Annotated in this window: 13 protein-coding genes and 1 riboswitch; of the genes, 10 read left to right on the forward strand and 3 right to left on the reverse strand. The window is 41.9% G+C overall.

Annotated elements, in window-relative coordinates; translation table 11 throughout:
- The first annotated feature begins 201 nt into the window (after positions 1–201).
- From L0B18_RS09640 to L0B18_RS09665, 6 genes are all read left to right on the forward strand, one after another.
- Entirely contained in the window at positions 202–861 is a 660-nt protein-coding gene (locus L0B18_RS09640; protein ID WP_234571556.1) for a hypothetical protein, read from the forward strand.
- Between the two features lie 232 nt (positions 862–1093).
- A complete protein-coding gene (locus L0B18_RS09645; RefSeq protein WP_234571557.1) occupies positions 1094–2122 on the forward strand; it encodes a YncE family protein in 1029 nt (342 codons plus the stop codon).
- A 210-nt stretch (positions 2123–2332) separates the two neighbouring features.
- Positions 2333–3460, forward strand: a complete 1128-nt coding sequence (locus tag L0B18_RS09650) for an ABC transporter substrate-binding protein (protein WP_234571558.1) — start codon at positions 2333–2335, stop codon at positions 3458–3460.
- 39 nt (positions 3461–3499) lie between these two features.
- Positions 3500–4618, forward strand: coding sequence for a FecCD family ABC transporter permease (locus L0B18_RS09655; RefSeq protein WP_234571559.1), 1119 nt, complete (start codon positions 3500–3502; stop codon positions 4616–4618).
- Between the two features lie 2 nt (positions 4619–4620).
- Positions 4621–5412 (forward strand): ABC transporter ATP-binding protein, encoded by a 792-nt coding sequence (locus L0B18_RS09660; protein WP_234571560.1) that lies wholly within the window; start codon positions 4621–4623, stop codon positions 5410–5412.
- Positions 5413–5437: 25 nt separating this feature from the next.
- Positions 5438–5722: a DUF2218 domain-containing protein gene (locus tag L0B18_RS09665; RefSeq protein ID WP_234571561.1), complete on the forward strand. Its 285-nt coding sequence runs from the start codon at positions 5438–5440 to the stop codon at positions 5720–5722.
- Positions 5723–5801: 79 nt separating this feature from the next.
- Here the strand turns inward: L0B18_RS09665 and L0B18_RS09670 are convergent, their stop codons facing one another.
- From L0B18_RS09670 to L0B18_RS09680, 3 genes are all read right to left on the reverse strand, one after another.
- Positions 5802–7004, reverse strand: coding sequence for a DUF4374 domain-containing protein (locus L0B18_RS09670; RefSeq protein WP_234571562.1), 1203 nt, complete (start codon positions 7002–7004; stop codon positions 5802–5804).
- Positions 7005–7046: 42 nt separating this feature from the next.
- Positions 7047–9425 carry a TonB-dependent receptor gene (locus tag L0B18_RS09675; protein WP_234571563.1) on the reverse strand — a complete coding sequence of 793 codons (2379 nt, stop codon included), beginning with the start codon at positions 9423–9425 and terminating at the stop codon, positions 7047–7049.
- A 111-nt stretch (positions 9426–9536) separates the two neighbouring features.
- Complete coding sequence (locus L0B18_RS09680) at positions 9537–11909, reverse strand: TonB-dependent receptor (protein WP_234571564.1); 2373 nt, start codon at positions 11907–11909, stop codon at positions 9537–9539.
- A 158-nt stretch (positions 11910–12067) separates the two neighbouring features.
- Between L0B18_RS09680 and L0B18_RS09685 the strand changes: the two genes are divergently transcribed.
- From L0B18_RS09685 to metE, 4 genes are all read left to right on the forward strand, one after another.
- Positions 12068–13171 (forward strand): alpha/beta hydrolase-fold protein, encoded by a 1104-nt coding sequence (locus L0B18_RS09685; RefSeq protein WP_234571565.1) that lies wholly within the window; start codon positions 12068–12070, stop codon positions 13169–13171.
- A 420-nt stretch (positions 13172–13591) separates the two neighbouring features.
- Positions 13592–15826 carry a TonB-dependent receptor gene (locus L0B18_RS09690; RefSeq protein WP_234571566.1) on the forward strand — a complete coding sequence of 745 codons (2235 nt, stop codon included), beginning with the start codon at positions 13592–13594 and terminating at the stop codon, positions 15824–15826.
- Entirely contained in the window at positions 15827–16321 is a 495-nt protein-coding gene (locus L0B18_RS09695; RefSeq protein WP_234571567.1) for a thioredoxin family protein, read from the forward strand.
- Positions 16322–16427: 106 nt separating this feature from the next.
- Positions 16428–16619: riboswitch (cobalamin riboswitch) on the forward strand.
- Positions 16620–16745: 126 nt separating this feature from the next.
- Positions 16746–19082 carry a 5-methyltetrahydropteroyltriglutamate--homocysteine S-methyltransferase gene (gene metE / locus L0B18_RS09700; RefSeq protein WP_234571568.1) on the forward strand — a complete coding sequence of 779 codons (2337 nt, stop codon included), beginning with the start codon at positions 16746–16748 and terminating at the stop codon, positions 19080–19082.
- Positions 19083–19206 lie beyond the last annotated feature (124 nt).

Consider the following 19206-nt stretch of genomic DNA (forward strand, 5'->3'; position numbering starts at 1 on the left):
TATCTTTTTTAAATAAAAATCTTCTCAGAAATATTTAACCGTTCTTAACGCAACACACATTTTCTATCTTCTGATTTGAGTACTCAAGGTTTTTTACTTTTCCGGGAGGATGTTTTTTGGACTTAATTTTCTCTTTTAAATGATTGGATATTGAACTTTATTTAATACGTTATACTATCTGTGAAAAGAAATCTTATCGATATGTCTGAAATCATTGAGAAAACAAAAAACGAACTAACAGGTCTGCAATATTCTTTAGACCAGATTCAACTGAATAAGATAAATGTGGATTTATTATTTATCTCAAACACACCCTATACAAGGGGTTTGATTGAAAACAGTGAGAGATATTTTGATTCTCGTGTCCAGACTCAAAAAGAATGGGAGAAAAAAGTTACTGAGGCTGCCGGTTTAGAATATGACGAAACACAGCCGTTTGATCGCCAGAGAATCTATGAAATATTGGGCGATGAAATGGATGAGACAATCACCCCGGAAAACCAGGAATCAATTCATTCTTCGGAAGAGGTTGAAATAGAGAGTTTGCTAAGTCATATCGGGGAGATCAAGGAACTGGATCAAAAAATTAATGATCAATTGGACCATTATCTGGAACTATTCCCGGCAACGCAGCAAATCGATTTTCATTTTATGCTTGATGCATTGCAAAACTTTGTTGAATGGGCGGACGATTATTCGACTAAGATAAAATCTTTTAAAAGGGGAAACATATCTGAAAAAGAGATGGAGGAATTTAAAATAAGCAGTGAATTCGTCAGCTTATGCTGTAACTGGCTGAGTTCCACAGTGAGTACTGTTCTGAAGTACGGGTTTGGCGGCTCGGAGAGTGAGACGATATAAAATTAATCCTTCCCATATAAACAGGTAATTGCAGTCGAGAGATCATCGCCATTTTGTCTGCGATGGTGGAACTCTGTAAACACTCAAAAGGCTCTTTTTCAGACAGAAATCATTAGGTATTTATTTAGATTTAATCTAAATTAACACTCATTCATTGGAGAGTTAGCCGTATTCTGGGCTTTAACCTCTTCTAAAATTAGAATTACAAAACGATCAGTATCAAATCTTACTAATGAAAATTGTCCAAATAGTATCCCTATTGTGTTTGATGGCATTGACCGCTTTAACCGCTCATGCTCAAACAATTTCAAAAACGACCAAAGTAGCTCCCGGCATTTATGAAATCATCCACAACCAGACAACGGATGAAATTTATATAGCATCTGCCGGTTCCAGGAGCAATCCCGTTAGCTATATTTATGTGTTAGACGCAGAAACCCTTGCCAAAAAAGATAGCATTGATGTGCAGCCGCATCGTGTTTTTGGGTTAGGATTCAACCAGAAAACTCAAACACTCTACACCTCAAATACAGTTTCTAATTCGGTTTATGCGATTGATGTATCCAAAAAAGAAGTTGTTGCTACCATCACGCCGGATAAAGAAGAATCCCACACCCGGGAAATCGTTGTTGATGAAGAAAATAACCTGGTTTATGTAACAGATGTTGGCAGCCCCGGATCTGTTTGGGTGATTGACGGATCATCAAATACGCTGGACCGCATTATTGAAAATACAGGCGAGACCACCACTGGGATTGCATTCAATAAGGAAAAAAATCTGCTCTATCTCACCAATATGGGGAGTAATGAAATTGCCGTTCTGGATATAAACACCGACAAAGTTGTACAAAACTATTCGTCACACAGTGAACGTCCCACAAATGTTGAATTTGATCCCGAAACCGATCGCTTATTTGTAGCAAATCAGGGCACAAATGATGTGACCGTTTTAAATGCCACGACCGGAGAACTCATTAAAACCATTGAAACCGGAGAAGGAGCGTTGGGCATTCGGTTTGATCCTAAACAAAAACGGATATATGTAGCCAATCGCGGCGCAGGAACCGTAACCGTTATTGATTCGGAATCTTATGGTGTTCTTGCCAATTTGGAAACCGGAACTCATCCCAACACCGTAGCAATCAATCCTGACTCGGGTGCAGCTTTTGTAACGAACAAAGCCAAAAGCGGCCAACGGGGAAGCTCAACTCCTCCGCCACCTGACCCGAATGGAGACACGGTTACCAAAATCACTCCCTGAGAATTTTTATCCACTTTTGTTTCCCATACATCAGATCCTGGTGGTATACTTTATGCTGCCGGGATTTTTTATGTCAAGAAGTCTTTGAACGGATTTTGAAATACTTTTCCTCTAAAAAATTCAACTGTTCACCTCTCTTTTTCACTGCATTTTACATACAGTTCTCTTATTTTTCTTACTTGTATTAAATCTAAATAAAGATTAAACAAATTGATTCGTACCACAGCTTTTTTACTTTTTGCTTTTATTCTTCTGTCTCTTTCCTATCCATCGAATAACCTTTTTGCTCAGAACTCAATTACCTTTCAGGATGTAAGCGGTCAAACTGTAACGCTGGAAAAACCCGCCGAACGAATTCTTTTGGGAGAAGGGCGGAGTTTGTTAGCATTGGCTCTCATTGATGAGAATCCCATTGACCGAATTGCCGGCTGGATGGGCGATTTTCATTTTTTGGGCCAGGAAATGTATAATCATTACAAAGATAAATTTCCCGCCATTGAGGATATAACTCTGGTTGGCAGAACAGGAGAGGATACATTTTCGATTGAAAAGGCTTTATCAACTCGACCGGACGTAGCTATTTTTGGAATCAATGGACATGGGCCGGGGTCGGATTCTTATGAAACCATCCGGCAGTTGAATGCAGCAGGAATCCCTGTAGTTTTTGTTGATTTTCGGCAACAGCCATTCGACCATACCTTGCCCAGCATGAGAGTTTTAGGAAAAGTCATTGGCCAGGAAGAAAAAGCGGAAGCATATATTGAATTCTACCAATCCCGAATGAATCGAATTTCGGAACGAATTTCGGAGTTGGAATCCATATCCCGTCCAAAAGTTCTTCTTGAAATGCATGCAGGAGCGTTCAGTGAATGCTGTTCTTCTCCGGGAAATGGAAGTTTAGGAGAGTTTATTGAATTTGCCGGCGGCCAAAATATAGGTGCTGATGTCATTCCCGGCGCATTAGGTTTGCTGAGCATGGAATATATTTTGTCCGAAAATCCGGATGTTTACATTGGCACCGGGGTGGAGCGGAGTATCCGAAAGACGGGAATTAATATGGGGTCAGGTGTTGATCCGCAGGACTCTCGGGAGTCTCTCAAAGAAATCGTGAGCCGTACAGGAATCAGTTCGCTCTCAGCCGTACAAAACGATCATTATCATGCGATTTGGCATAATTTCTATAATCTGCCCGTTAATATTTTAGCAGCCGAAGCAATCGCAAAATGGATTCATCCGGAGCTTTTTGAAGACATTGATCCGGCGGAAACATTGCAATATATGAATGAACATTTCCTGGCAGTTCCTATGAGAGGTACTTTCTGGGTGAGCCCCGAGTAATCTGTTTAACCTTCCCGATGTATTCCTTCAGTTTACGTAATGAGTAACGATTCGCAAGTAAAAATTCCTGAACAAAAAAAAGATCAAACTCCTGATCCATCTGCAAAAGAGATTAAGAAAGATACCTCCTCTTTGGTTCTGGAAGAGTATCAAAAATCGGTTGTCTGGAGGTACGGAATTCTTGTCCTTCTTGCGGCTGGTGTTCTGATTGCTTTCATGTTTGATTTAACGGTGGGCGCTTCTTCTCTTACGATCGCAGATTTGTGGCGTGGCATTATGGACCCCGGCAGTGTGGAACGAACGACGTCTGTGATTATCTGGGAAGTCCGGTTTCCTTATTCGTTGATGGCGGTATTGGTCGGCGGAGCACTGTCTCTTTCAGGTACAGAAATGCAGACGATTTTGAATAATCAGCTCGCCAGTCCGTTTACGCTTGGAGTTTCTGCGGCGGCATCCTTAGGGGCGGCTTTAGCCATTATTCTGAACATCACTATTCCGGGAGTTTCTGAAAACTGGATTATATCCGGTAATGCCTTTCTTTTTGCATTCGGATCAGTATTACTTTTACAGGCGATGGCCCGGTTAAAGGGGGGAAGTGCTGAAAACCTTGTGCTTCTGGGAATTGCATTCGTATTCACGTTTAATGCTCTTGTGGCATTAATTCAATTTGTATCCACACAGGAAGCATTGCAGCAATTTATCTTCTGGAGCATGGGGAGCCTGGTCCGTGCCAACTGGGACAAAATCCAATTTCTGACGGTTGCTTTCGTGTTGATTCTTCCTTTTTCTATCAAAGCCTGCTGGAAAATGAATGCACTTCGCTTGGGTGATGAACGAGCAAAAAGTTTTGGTGTAAATGTAAGCAGACTCCGGTTCGCCTCCCTGTTTCGCATTAGTATTTTATCGGGTATTTCAGTGGCGTTTGTGGGTACCATTGGATTTATCGGATTGGTGGGGCCGCATATCGCTCGTCTGATTATTGGTGAAGACCACCGTTTTTTGATTCCTGCCAGTATCTTTAGCGGCGCTTTTGTGATGTCGCTGGCATCCATCGCCAGTAAAATCATTTTTCCGGGAGTTCTGATTCCACTCGGCATTGTTACGTCACTGATCGGAATCCCGATTTTTCTTACCCTCATTTTGAGCAAAGAAGCATAAATATGATTTCTCAAAGCACATCGAATTTAAAAATTTCTGATTTTTCTACCGGATATCGGAAAAAGCAGATTATCGACAATCTAACCCTCCCAAAATTTGAGGCTGGTAATCTTATTGCCATTGCGGGACCAAATGCGGCTGGAAAATCAACTTTTTTAAAAGCGTTGGCAGGCCATCTTTCAGCTACAGGAACGGTGATGTTAGATGATAAAAACCTCTTTGATCTCAAGTTTGAAGAGTGGGCGGAACGTGTAACATTCATGCCTCAAAAACTTCCTGATGGCGTGGGATTAACGGTATTGGAATCGGTTATCAGTGCACTTAAAACCATTCCATCTCCAAAGTTTCTCAACAAACAGAAAATTCACGAACAAGCGATGGAAATTCTGGAACAAGTAGGAATCGAAGGAATTGCCATGCAGCCTTTAAATAAAATTTCGGGCGGTCAGCGACAGCTTGCAAGTCTTGCACAGTCGTTAGTTCGTGATCCCGATCTTTTTCTGCTTGACGAACCCACCAGCGCTCTTGATTTACGTTATCAAACGCAGGTTATGAATTTGTTGGGACAATTGGCACAAAAAGGAAAAATTGTGTTTGTAGTACTCCATAATTTGAGTCTCGCAGCGCGATGGGCCGATCAAATCATCATCTTCAGAGATGGAAAATTACATGCTTTTGGCCCGCCAAAAGAAGCGATTACCTCTGAAGTTCTGGCGCATGTTTATGGAGTGAAAGCCCGAATTGAACAGTGCAGCTGCCATCAATTACAAATCATGGTAGACAGCGTCATTTAAATCACAATCATTTTACCATTACACTATGAAAGAAATAAGCCGAATATCAACCGACAACGGAAGCATTTATATCAAAAGATTGTGCAAACATTTTTCTCATAAAGTACCGGCCAGTTTCTCTGAAAATGAAGGAAACGTTGAATTTCCTTATGGAGATTGTATCATGACGAGTGATGATAATCAGCTTACTTTCGTTATTACAGCTGACTCGGAAGAGAATTTAAGCAATGTAAAAAGTGTACTTATCAGCCATCTGGAGAAATTTTCGAGAGATGAGGAACTGACGGTAGAATGGCATAAACAGGATTAGAACTAAATAGCAGTTCTATTAAAAAAGCAGAAGAACTATTTCAAGCTCTCCTGCTTTTCAGTATACAATTCACTTTTGTTTAATAGACTAACAAGCTGTTTATAAGTTCAGCTCCTTCGTAAACCAATCCTTTGGTTACAGAGTAGTCTGCCGGATCAAAAATGTAAATATTATTTCCTTCGGATTGAGTATTACCAACAATGGCTACTGTTCCGTCATCCAATAATTGCATGGATCTTCGCGGCCATTTACTCAATGGAACATCCAGTTTCTGGGTTGCACCGCTTTCAAGATTTACGGCGTGATATTCAATCACAAAATCTCCCTGGTAATCTCCATATTCATCAACCAGATCACTTCGAAAAACCTGAACCACAGCTACATTATTTCCGGCGTAAACCATTCCACCGGTATGATTTCCCTCAAATTTCTCTGTAAGATTCAGGAAATAGCTGTCATCAAATTCTGTTTCCCCGGCGTTGATACGTACAATTCCTGAAGGAATGGATTCATTAGCTCCCCAATAGTCTGAATTACATGCAGCAAGATAAAGATCACCGTTTTCAGCAATGCCGTGAGAACTTATTATACTATAACCCAGGCATGCAGCTTTGTCAGTATAAATTGTTTTTTCATACTCCAACGTGGAAGCATCATAAATAGCGACAGGAGCTTCATCAAAAGCTACATAATTTTCATCGGTGTGAATGTACGGTACAAAGATTTTGCCGTCTCGCAGAATATAGGAGGAGGGAATGGACAATGCATTTTCATCGGTAGGCAAGGTAATGGTTCCCTGAGATTCTTCGGTCATGGTTTCGGTATCGATGATTTGATAACCGAAAACACCACCAGGAGCCTGGCGTGGACCTGTTGAAATCATCAGTCGTGTATCGGATAAAAATTCGAATACCGGACCACCACTGATTCCCAGGTTGGGAACGGATCCGAGATTCACTAAAATTCCATCTTCTCCAACTTCATATTTCGTCAGCAGTTCTGGTGAATTCAAGTACACATAACCATCATTGCCTGTTACGGAAACCGGTACAACACCAGGAACTTCCTGAGACTCTGCAATATCGGCCGTTCCCTCACGAATATCTGTCAAGGTATGAAAGGGATATGACTCGATGCTGGGCAAGCTCAGCGCCAACAAATAGCTGTAAGTATCCGGATCTGGTTCAGGATCTGGTCCTGTTGGGCTGTTATCATCCTGGCAGGCCACAATACCTATTACCAGCATTAGGAGAATCGTATAGTTTGTAAGTTTATGAATCATGATATGATTTATGAGTTGTTGTTTTTGAGATTAAGTAAAGTCCTATCGAAGCAGGTAGCGCACTTTGATATAAAGAGATCGTCCGGGTTTTTGGAGTCTGAAGCTATCGTAAGCTTCCGTATTGAAAATATTTCGGGCTTCCAGGCTCAGATTGTACCGGCTATCCGGGGTTGAAAATGTGATTCCGGTGTGATTCAAAAATTGGTGCGGAATCACATTTTTAGTGCTTTTTATAGAAATGCTGGAGTAGTTAAGATAAAATTCATGCACAAAATTCATCGAATAAAACACAGATACATGGCTCTCGGGAATAAGATCTTGAAACGTGTACGATGTCCGGAGGTTTGAGAAAAGATAGGGTGTGTTCGGCATTTGATCGCCATACACGCGACTTTTCGTATTGGTTCCCGGGATGTATTTTTCATTGTTCAGAACACGCTGCCACGTCAAATTTCCGCTGATAGAAAATCTGTCCTGATAGTTGTAAGATCCATCCCATTCAACACCTCTTACCAATACATTCAGTACATTTTTATACGAACTAAAAACTCCTTCTTGTTGATGAAAGATGTAATCATTCACGTCTCGCTGGAAGACATTCACCGTATTACTAAAAATTCCTGAGGATGAACTGTAGGAATGACTCAATCCCGCATTGAAGTTATAACTTGATTCTGGTTTTAAATCAGGATTGGCCAAAATACGTAGGCCATCGCCAAATATTTCCCGGGGTTGAGGTAGGCGGAATCCTCTTTCAAACGAAGTTTTTAAGAATAAATCCTGGAGAAGATAGAATCTTGCGGAAAGTGCATATCCAAGATTTTGGCTTGACGTTTCAATGTCTTCAATCTCAAATTCTCCCTGCGTATACTCTACAGCATTTTTGGTAAGCATATCGAAGTGATAGAACTTTACAGCGGCTACAACTTCCAGCCGATCATCCAAAAAGTTGGAATCCAGAGCAATACCGGTTACAGATTTTTTTAATGTATTTGGCGAACGGAATGGTTCATCATTATTGGTATTTAATCGGTTTTCGCCTTTCCGGCTGATATCTGAATAGAGTTCATTTACAGAAATCTGAATGGACTCGGAAAGTGCATATGTCGCATTCAGGCGGAAGAGATATTGAGACTGATCAAATTCAAAAATGGTTTTTTCGCGAACAAGCTCGCCAAGACTGTTATTTTCGGTACGGATAATATCCCCATTCCAGTTGTAGCGGTTTGATGAAGTATCCACACTGGTACTGGTTACGGTGTTGTGCAAGCCGAACAGGTCAAGATCCAGTTTATCATTCAACAGGTTTGATTTTCGATAACGAACTGTATACGATAAATTCTCTTCCTCTTCGGTCGCTTCGCCTACAGGAGTGCCATATACGCCATTTTGAATATCCTGATCGATCCCGGCATACGAGAATTGTGCCATCAATTCATCAGCCCATTTCACATTTGTAAATCCAATATTTGCAGCGATTCGCCTGGATTTATACGCATCATGAAAGCGTGTGATATCCATTTCTTTACTAACTCCACCCACAGAAACCGTCATATCATTCATCTGATAGTTGTTGTCGCTGTAGTTGTAATAGCCGGACACACCTGCTGTAAATCCGTTTTTCCAACGATGACGACCACTCAAAGCTCCGCGATGTGTATTGAAAGAACCTGCACTATACGAGGCATCCAGAAATGAAGAAGTTTGGCGGTCTGTCACAATATTAATCGCGCCACCGAGGGCATCGGCACCCAATTCAATCGGAACAACGCCTTTATATACATCCACGCGATCGACCAAATTTACCGACAGGTTATTCAGATTATAACCGCTTCCCAACTGGTCAACCGGAATACCATCCACAAAAATTCGAATTTGTCGTCCCGACAGCCCGTTCAGAGATAATTCATAACTGGAACCGAGCCCCCCCGATTCCCGTATTCTGATTCCTGATGATTCATTTAAGACCTTCTGTACATCGGCAGTAGTATTCTGAATCTCTTTTGTTTGAATAGAGTTGACCGTAAAACTGGCACGTTCTATTTCTGCGGATTCACCTTGAGCCTGCACCGTAATTTGGTCGAGTCCGATCACATCATCATTCAGCCGAATTTCGAGCTCAATTCTTTCGCTGTTGGCAACTGTAATTTCTTGCCTGAATGCCTGATAACCAATCCCGGATACAATCAAAACATACGTACCCGGTTCTATATCTGTAATTTCAAAAGCTCCATCTTCATCAGAAAAGCTGCCGATATTGGTATCCTCAAAATGAATTGTAATTCCTGCAACGGGGTTGCCGTTCGTATCTGATATCCGTCCTTCAACCGAAGCCCGATCCGTATTCGTTTGTGCAGATACCGACCAGAACAGACCTGATATTGCGAAAAGTAAAATGAAAATTGGTGCAAGTTTTTGCATCAAAAAAAGATGTAATCGTAATCAGTGAATTTTTTAAATGAGTTTAGGAAAGTTGATAAAACGAAGGGCGTATCCTATGAAACGCCCTTCTGTTTCTATCACACAAAGTGGTTATAACGTTACCTGAACTCCTGCCTGAACGTTGAACGGTTTTTGAGGCTGGCCGTATCCGTTATAGTAATGTTCATCCGTCAGGTTGTTGAATTTGAGCGTAAAGCGATAATCGGAATGATCATAAAATAGTGCTCCATCAAAAGTTGTATAATCAGACGAACCAAATGTATTGGTTGTGTTGATAAAGATTTCACTCACATAATTTCCACCAAAGCCGATGCCAAATCCGCCAATCGAGCCATCGATAAATCTGTGGCTCAGCCAGAAGTTAGCGACTTCCTGCGGTGAATAGGTTACGCTATTGCCTTCAAGTTCTTCATTGACATTTTCCTCAATCGTGGCTTCGTTATGAGTATATCCGGCCACCAGATTAAAACCGGGAAACGGATTGGCAATCAGATCAATTTCAAATCCTTTACTCAACGTTTCTCCTTCCTGAGCACTGTATTCTCCATAATTTAACACAGCATTTGTAATGGATATATTGTAATAGCTGATGGTACTTTCCAGCTTATCTCCAAACAGTTGAAGCTTGGTTCCAACTTCCCACTGAGTGGCTTTTTCAGCATCGAAATTGGTGAGGTCTCCGTTTTCATTCACACCAGGCGCTACATTACTGAAGCCATCCATATAGTTTGCGAAGATCGACACTTGATCCATCAATGGGGAATAGGTGGCTCCGAGTTTGTAAGAGAACGTATCCTGATCGTATCCACTATCGTCTTCTACGCCATTTGCTACTACATTCTGATTGGTAAAGTGATCATATCTTAATCCGCCAAGAATGGTCAGCCGATCGGCCACAGTAACAGCATCAGAGACGTATAATCCAAATGTATTCTGGCTGGTTTCGTACCAGCTTCTGGAAAGATTATCTGTGATGTACTGTTCCCATGCCTGCTTCGACAATACAGGAACTGCCGGATTTTCCCCGGAGAGATCAACCCGATCATACTCGATGAAGGGCGGGCCGGGCTGAACCGCGCGTTGATAATCATCAAATAATTTCATGTAGCTGGCACCGACCACTACTTTGTTTTCAAGATTTTCAAACGAATGAATTCCCGTAAAATCCTGCTGAAAATGGACCGATCCGGCCGTTCTGGGAGCGTATTGAATGAAGTTTCGCTGAAGAGTATTGTCATCCAACATCACCAATCTCAGAAAATCTGCATCTACATCAATTATGGATGAAAGAGCTTTCGTTTCAGACGACCAGTTGTCAGATATTTCATAATTAATGGTTCCGCCTAATACTCTGGATGCCATATCACTGGCCAAATCATTTCCGTGATAGGCTGTTTCGTAATCCCAGTTTAAATCATCCCAGGTATCGCCGGAAACCGCACCGGAAGCTCCGCGTGCGAAATAAAGCAGTCGTTTGGTTTTAAACAGTTCGGCTTCTACGTTGATGGAAAGGCGATCATTCACATGATAGGTTAGTGAAGGCGCAATCATCAAATCTCTTTGAATACCCTGATCACGAAAATCATTTTCGGAATGCACGGCTCCATTCAACCGAAACAGAACCTTGTTATCTTCATCGAGAGAAGTGTTATAATCTGCTGTAAAACGATTCAGTTCCCAGCTGCCGGTAATGTAAGACGCGCTAAAACGTTCCTGCTCCAATGGTTTTTTAGTTACCCGATTGATGAGTCCGCCATATCCGGCAATATTTTGCGTGTAGGCGCCAAACAGTGTGGACGATGGACCTTTAATCACTTCAATTCGTTCAATATTTTGTGGATCAATGGGAACCCTTGTATAGGAAACAAGACCATTTCGTACATAAGAATCGGTTCGAAATCCACGTAAATAGGCGGTTACATTCCCTTCGTTCGTTGCCACATAACCACCGCCGGTAATGCTTTTAAAAGCTGACGGAAAATCGGTAACCAACTGTTCTTGCATCAATTCATCCGTCACCACTGTGTATGACTGAGGATTGCTGAGGTTTTCGATAGGCATACGCGCAACATAGTCGGTCGTTTTCTCTGAAAATTTATTCAACCGGCTGGCAACAATAATCGCTTCATTCAGTTGCTGTGTATTTTCTGAAAGGATGACATCATCAACATTTACGGTTTCACCTGCCCGAACAGTGACCCTGAGATTTTTGGTATCCAAACCAATAAATGAGAATACCACTGTATAACTTCCCGGTTCAATATTTCGAAGAGCATACTCTCCGTTTCTGTCGGTAGCGGTACCTTTTTGTGTACCTTCAAGAATTACATTTACGGTAGCGGCGGGTTCCCCGTCCGAAGTTAACACGCGCCCTTCTATAGTCCCCGTGTTTTGAGCACTCACAATTTGTGAAAGACCTGTCAGCAGCATAAAAAAGAAAATGCCAATAGCTACTTTTTTCATCTTAACTACATCTTATTTTATAAAGTTATGATTAATTTTAAAATCTATTTAGATTAAGTCTAAATAAGATTTAATGCAACTTTTACTTTTAAAAAGTTTTTAAATAAACCTGTCTCCAGCCGATATTTTTGGGCTATATTTCCGTGAATCAATTAAATATGGAAGACATCCACATTGGCAAAAAACATTCGCTCTATTCTAAATTTTTAGATGAAGAGAGAGAGTATTGGGTACACCTGCCAGACAGTTATGAGGACACGACTTATGCTCCACAAGATTACCCCGTGTTGTATGTTTTAGATGGCGACAAACAATTTCATCTGCTAACCGGGATACAAAATTTTCTAAGTGAGGGATTGTATGCTTCTATTCCCGAAATGATTGTGGTGGGAATTTTAAATACTCATCGCTCACGGGATTTTACTCCCACGCATTCAAAATCTCATCATCCGGAAATTGGCGGACAATTTACATTTCCGGATAGCGGTGGGGGAGACACTTTTTTAGATTTCATTGAAAAGGAACTCGTCCCTGAAATCAATCAGAACTATCGAACAAATAAGTATAAAATTTTTGTCGGACATTCCTTTGGCGGATTGCTGGTTCTTTATACACTTTTAACTCGCTCCAACCTGTTTAATGCCTTTATCTCTATAGATCCCAGTATTTGGTGGGATGATTATTTTGTACTGGACAGATCCAAACAGTTATTGAGTGAGAAAAACTTTGAAGGCAAAACACTTTATTTGGCCCAATCTCCCTTTGGAAGCTCGAACCGGGCACCGGAGGAGTCGCTTGAATTTCGTGATCAGCTTCAAAAAAACACAATAAACGGCCTGCGCTGGAAATTCCGCTATTTTGAAGAAGAAAATCATGGCACAATTCCACTGCCGGCTGAACATCACGGATTACGATTTATTTTTGATGGATATCGAACCGATGTAAAGACAGCTGCGGAAGATCCCGAAATGGTTATCGACTCTTTTAAAAAACTTTCGAAAAAACTGGGGGTTAAAATACATCCACCAGAATATTTAGTGGATGGCCTTGGTGATTTTTGCCTGAAGTATGGTGAAACGTCAAACGCCCTGAAGTTTTTTAAGATAAATCAGGAAATCTATCCTGAAAGTCCTCATGCATTTCTCCAATTGGGAAATTACTATTCCCAAACCGGGGCTCCAGAAAAAGCTATTCAAGCCTATAAACAAGCTCTTGAGTTGGATAGTACGTATCAACCGGTTATTGAGAAATTGAAAAAGTAAGAACTTAAATAAAGGAAGTTATTATCCAACCTCTTCCAGCTCAAGCGGTCTTAAATTCGGTTTTCCGGAAAGATCTTCTATGTAATCCTCCAGCTCATCGAGTTTAAAAACTCTGATATCCAGGTTCCTACAACGGCTGCGAAAATCATCTTACGGTTGAGAATGCTCTTTCTCGATTGAGTGGTAGAAGTCGTCATCCCATCCTTGTGAACGAGCAATGATGATTACACAGAGATTTACTCTGAAAGAGGTATGGGTATTTTCATGCAATACGGATTGTTGGCTTGCGAAAACTCATTGCCATGATGAGAGTCATAGAATGCATGTCTATCGCTAACCTGTCATTTTCTCTCAAACATTTATTTGATTTATACCTTAGGACAAACTAATTTTTAGTCAAGGCTAAATAAATATTTAACTATGAAAGAATTATCTGTTTTACTCTCACTAATTTTGATTATTCCCTATATCGGATTCGCTCAAAATCAGGTTGGAGAGATTGAAGGAATCGTTAAATCGAAAGGTGAAATGGTTATCGGGGCAAATGTTGGAATCCCCGATTTGCAAAAGGGTGCGGCTACCGATGCCAACGGATTTTATCACATCAAAAATATTCCGGCTGGTACGTACACACTGGAGATCTCATCAGTGGGGTTTCAAAAATATTCTGAAACTGTTGAGGTTCAATCCGGTGAAATTCTGGAATTGAATATCGAGCTGGAAGAATCCACACTTGAGCTCGATCAAATAGTCGTCACAGGAACGATGAGGAAAATCTATGTGAAGGACTCTCCGGTGAAAGTCAGCGTGGTGAAAGCTGCCCAGCTTGAGCAGGGAAAAGTCAGTGCTAATATTATGGATTTGATCAGTAGTGTAAACGGACTTTCCACGCAACTAAATTGTGGAGTTTGCGGAACCAATGCCATTCGAATCAATGGAGTGGAAGGGCCAAACACAGCCGTACTGATTGACGGTATGCCGATCATGGGTGCGCTGGCCTCTATTTATGGATTGAATGGAATCAGCCCGTCTATTATTGATCAGGTTGAAGTGATTAAAGGCCCTCAATCTACGTTGTATGGAACACAGGCGTTGGGTGGAGTGGTCAATATCATCACAAAAAACCCTGCCACCACGCCTACATTTTCTGCAGATATTTATGGCAAGACTACTGAAGAAGGAAATGTAAACCTGGCGTATTCTCCAAAAATCGAACGTTTTGAAGGGTTTTTGAGCGGAAATGTTGTGCGACTGGAAAACTATTTTGACAAGAACGGCGACAACTTCAATGATCTTGTGAAGCAGTCCCGGGTCTCTCTTTTCGGAAAAGGTACATTGCTCGGAGAGAATATGGAACAGCGGCTGAATGTGGCCACCAAGTTTTACACTGAAAACAGAACCGGCGGCCTCCAGGATTTTACAGATGATTTGCGCGGATCGGATCAAATATACGGGGAATCGATCTACACCAACCGGTTGGAATTGATGACCGATTACCGGCCTGCAGGCCTCAACGAACAACTTCGTTTTAGCGGAGCGGCAACCTATCACGAACAAGACAGTTATTACGGAACGGACTGGTACGACGCTCAGCAGAGCATCTACTTTCTGCAGGGTACTTGGGATCAGTCAATAGGAGATCATTTTAAGCTCCTCAGCGGAACCACCATCCGATATGAAACCTACAACGATAATACTCCAGCCACCTCAGATAGTCCTGACCGACGTTGGATTCCCGGAATCTTCTCTCAGGGTGAATTGGCTATAGGTGATTTTACATTTGTCGGTGGACTCCGAATCGATCATCATTCTGAACACGGGTATATAACGGCACCGAGATTATCCGCAAAATTCAGCCCGACCGATCTGACCACATTTCGTGCCAGTGCCGGAACCGGATTTCGGGTTGTGAATGTTTTTACAGAAGATCATGCCGCGCTGACGGGTGCGCGTGAAGTTGTTTTCAATGAAGATCTTGACCCTGAACGATCAAAAAGCATTACCGCAAGTTTGGAGCAAATTATTCCGTTTGGTGTCAACCCGCTTACTGTTAGCTTGGATGGTTTTTACACGCATTTTTCAAATCAAATCATTCCGGATTATGACCAAGATCCCAACCTGATCGTCTATGAAAACCTGAACGGATTTTCAGTCACACGCGGATTTTCAGTAGATATCGATCAAAATTTTACAACCATTCCATTCAGCTACAATGCAAGCATTACTATTATGGATGTATTTACCGAAGAGGACGGCAATCGTAAAGCCCTGGTTTATGCTCCGGATTATCTCGGCACCTTTGGAGCCACGTATGACATTCGGTCACTTGATGGCCTTTCATTTGGATATAACGGAAATCTGGTTGGCCCGAAACGCATGCCAAATAATTATGTAGAAGATTTTGGTCTGGATGAATGGTCCCCGGCTTACTCCACACATGATCTTAAAATCACCAAAGAATTTACAAATGTGAATAGCCCGAACGGAATTGGTTTTGAAGTGTATGTATCGGCAGAAAATATCTTCGATTTCAAACAGGACAGCCCTTTGGTTGATCCGCAAGATCCTTTTGGTCCCAATTTCGATACCATTTATACATGGGGACCAATTGTTGGGCGAACATTTTCACTCGGTGCCAGACTAAATCTTCGATAGATGAGAAATTTCAAGTACAAATTTAAATTCGTAGCCATCTGGGTGGGAATGTTTCTACTGATGGGGGCTCTGTTCGGGTCCCCATTACCCGCCCAGAATACATCTTCTGTAGATTGGTATTCGTTTGAAAAAGCTATACAACTTGCTGAAGAGAATCAGCAGCTCATTCTGGTGGACGTTTGGGCCCCATGGTGCGGCTGGTGCAAAAAAATGGAGAAAGAAGTTTATCCTGAACTCTCAAAAAATATTACAAGCCAATTTATATGGACCCGATTAAACAGAGATGATAATCGCTCAAGACTTCATTTTAAAGAGCAGCGTTTTACTCCACTGAAAATTGCACAAAAATTGAATACTCAAAGCGTTCCGGCTCTTGTCGTTCTTTCTCCGGACGGAGATTATCTATTCCACATTTCTGGTTTTACGAAGGCCAAAAAGCTGGAATCAATTTTGGAATATGTTATTACTAATACGTTGAAAAGTTCTTCGATTTAAAAATAAAAAAGTGCTTTCTATCCCTTTTTCTAATCAACCCAATTGTTGAAAACTTGCCGGAAATGTGGAAAAGTATTCATTGACAATGAGTTGCCCAGCCGTTTAATTACAAGCAGATTTTAAAGGTGCCCCGAACATTCGGGGTGAAAAGGGAATCCGGTGGAAATCCGGAGCTGTCCCCGCAACTGTAATCCGGTTTATTTCTTTATTTACACCACTGTTTCAGCCCCAAAAGAAACGGGAAGGTTTAAAGAGATCATCGGTAAGTCAGGAGACCTGCCTTCTATAAATCAGTAAACAAAACCTTCGGGAGTTAAGGTGTTGTTGAAAGGCAGAAAGATCCTTGGTTCAATTCTTTAACCTATGTTCAACTTGCCTTCCTCAACGTTTTTAGCCTCCATTCACAGCTAAAACAAGTTCTAAAATGTTAACACATACCCTTGGATTTCCCCGCCTTGGTGCGCAGCGAGATTTGAAAAAACTCGTCGAGTCGTACTGGAAAGGAGAAATCGATCAATCTAAACTGATTCAATCCACATCAGCTCTAAAAGCGGTCCACTGGACCCAACAGAAGAGTGCCGGGATCGATCTGGTTCCGTCAAATGACTTCTCTCTCTACGATCAGGTTCTGGATACAGCTCTCCTTGTCGGAGCCATTCCGGATCGATACAAAGATTTATATCAGTCCGAACAAGAAAAATCTACCAGCTACCCTATTGATACCTATTTTGCCATGGCCCGTGGATTGCAGGATGACAAACACGACATCCCCGCTATGGAAATGACCAAATGGTTTAATACCAATTATCATTACATTGTGCCGGAATTTTCGGCCGATCAGGAATTTGAATGTCTGTCCACCAAAATTTTTGATGAATATGAAGAAGCACAATCTGTAGGAGTTGTTACCAAACCCGTGCTTATTGGTCCGGTTAGTTTTTTGCTTCTCGGAAAAGAGAAAGATACATCTGATGGATTTCACCGGTTAGATCTGCTTGATAAATTGTTGCCTGTCTATCAGGAAATTCTGAGCAAACTTCAGGACAAAGGTGTTGAATGGGTTCAGATTGAAGAACCATTCCTGGCGCTGGATCTTGAAGATGATGCGAAAATATCTTTTCAAAAAGCCTATGAAACGTTTCACCAGGATCTTGATAGCTTAAAGCTTTTGCTTACCACATATTTTGAAGGACTGAGTGATAATACAGCGCTGGCCTGCGGACTTCCCGTAGACGGACTTCACATTGATTTGGTGAATGATCCGGATCAGCTGGGTAACGTGTTGGATCAACTAAACGAAGAAACAGCGCTATCTTTGGGATTGATTGACGGCCGAAATATCTGGAAAACTGATCTTCAAAAAGCAGCAGCTTTTGTTGAAAAAGCAAAAGAAAAAATCGGAGAGGATCGACTGTTAATCGGCTCGTCTTGCTCACTGCTTCACAGTCCGGTAGATCTGGATCAGGAAACCGACGAAACCGCTCTTCCTGCTAAAGTGAAGCGTTGGATGTCTTTTGCGAAACAAAAATTGGGAGAAATTTCTCTGCTGAAAAAACTTGTAGCTGATGAACTTTCTGCCGATGAAAAGCAAAAGCTGGAAAAGCATCAAGCCGATGTAGACGACAAACGGACATCTGAGCTTGTAAACAATCCAAGCGTTCAAAGCCGAATGGATAATCTGGATGACTCCTACCTGAACCGTAAACAACCGTTTACCGAACGGCAGGCTGTTCAAAAAGAGCATCTCAACATTCCTGAAACGTTTCCTACCACCACCATAGGTTCGTTCCCTCAAACATCAGAAGTACGAAAATGGCGGGCCGATTACCGGAAAGGAGTTCTTTCGGAAGATCAGTACACAGAAATCATCCATAAAGCCATCAGCGAACTGATCAAAACCCAGGAAGAAATTGGACTGGATGTATTAGTACACGGTGAATTTGAACGGAATGATATGGTAGAATATTTCGGTGAACATTTTTCCGGATTTGCTTTTACGCGCAACGGCTGGGTACAAAGTTATGGAACACGAGGAGTAAAACCGCCCATTGTGTATGGTGATGTACACCTTCCCGATCCGGTAACTGTTCCATGGTCGGCGTATGCGCAATCGCAAACCGACAAACTCGTAAAAGGAATGCTAACGGGTCCGGTCACTATTTTGCAATGGTCGTTTGTGCGGGATGACCAGCCCCGATCCGAAACCGCGAAACAGATTGCACTGGCCATTCGCGATGAAGTACAGGATCTGGAAAAAGCCGGTATTCAAATCATACAAATTGATGAACCTGCCTTCAGAGAAGGATTACCGCTTCGATTGGATAAACGCGAGGCGTACTTAACATGGGCTGTGGATGCTTTCCGAATTTCGTCCACCGGAGTGGAGGATAAAACTCAAATCCATTCTCATATGTGTTACTCGGAGTTTAATGACATCATTGAGCACATTGCACGCCTGGATGCGGATGTTATTTCCATGGAAACATCGCGTTCACAAATGGAACTGCTGGATGCCTTCGTACAATTCGATTATCCGAATGAAATTGGCCCGGGAGTGTATGACATTCACTCGCCGCGAATTCCTTCCACAGAAGAGATGGTAGCACTATTGGAAAAAGCCGTTGAAGTGCTGAAACCCGAACAAATTTGGGTAAATCCTGATTGCGGACTTAAAACCCGCGGCTGGGAAGAAACCATTCCATCACTAAAAAATATGGTGCAAGCCGCCGGAAAAATGAGGCGAGAAACTGTCGAATCTTAACCCCTTTTTCCCGGCCTGCTCATGTGTCGGGACAGAAAGGATTGGAGGTTGATTTTTTATCTCCCCTAAATCCCCTCCTTATACAGGAGGGGACTTTCAAAAAACTATCAATCACATGCTTAAC

This window comes from Rhodohalobacter sp. 614A (genome assembly GCF_021462415.1).
Classification (GTDB): Bacteria; Bacteroidota; Rhodothermia; order Balneolales; family Balneolaceae; genus Rhodohalobacter.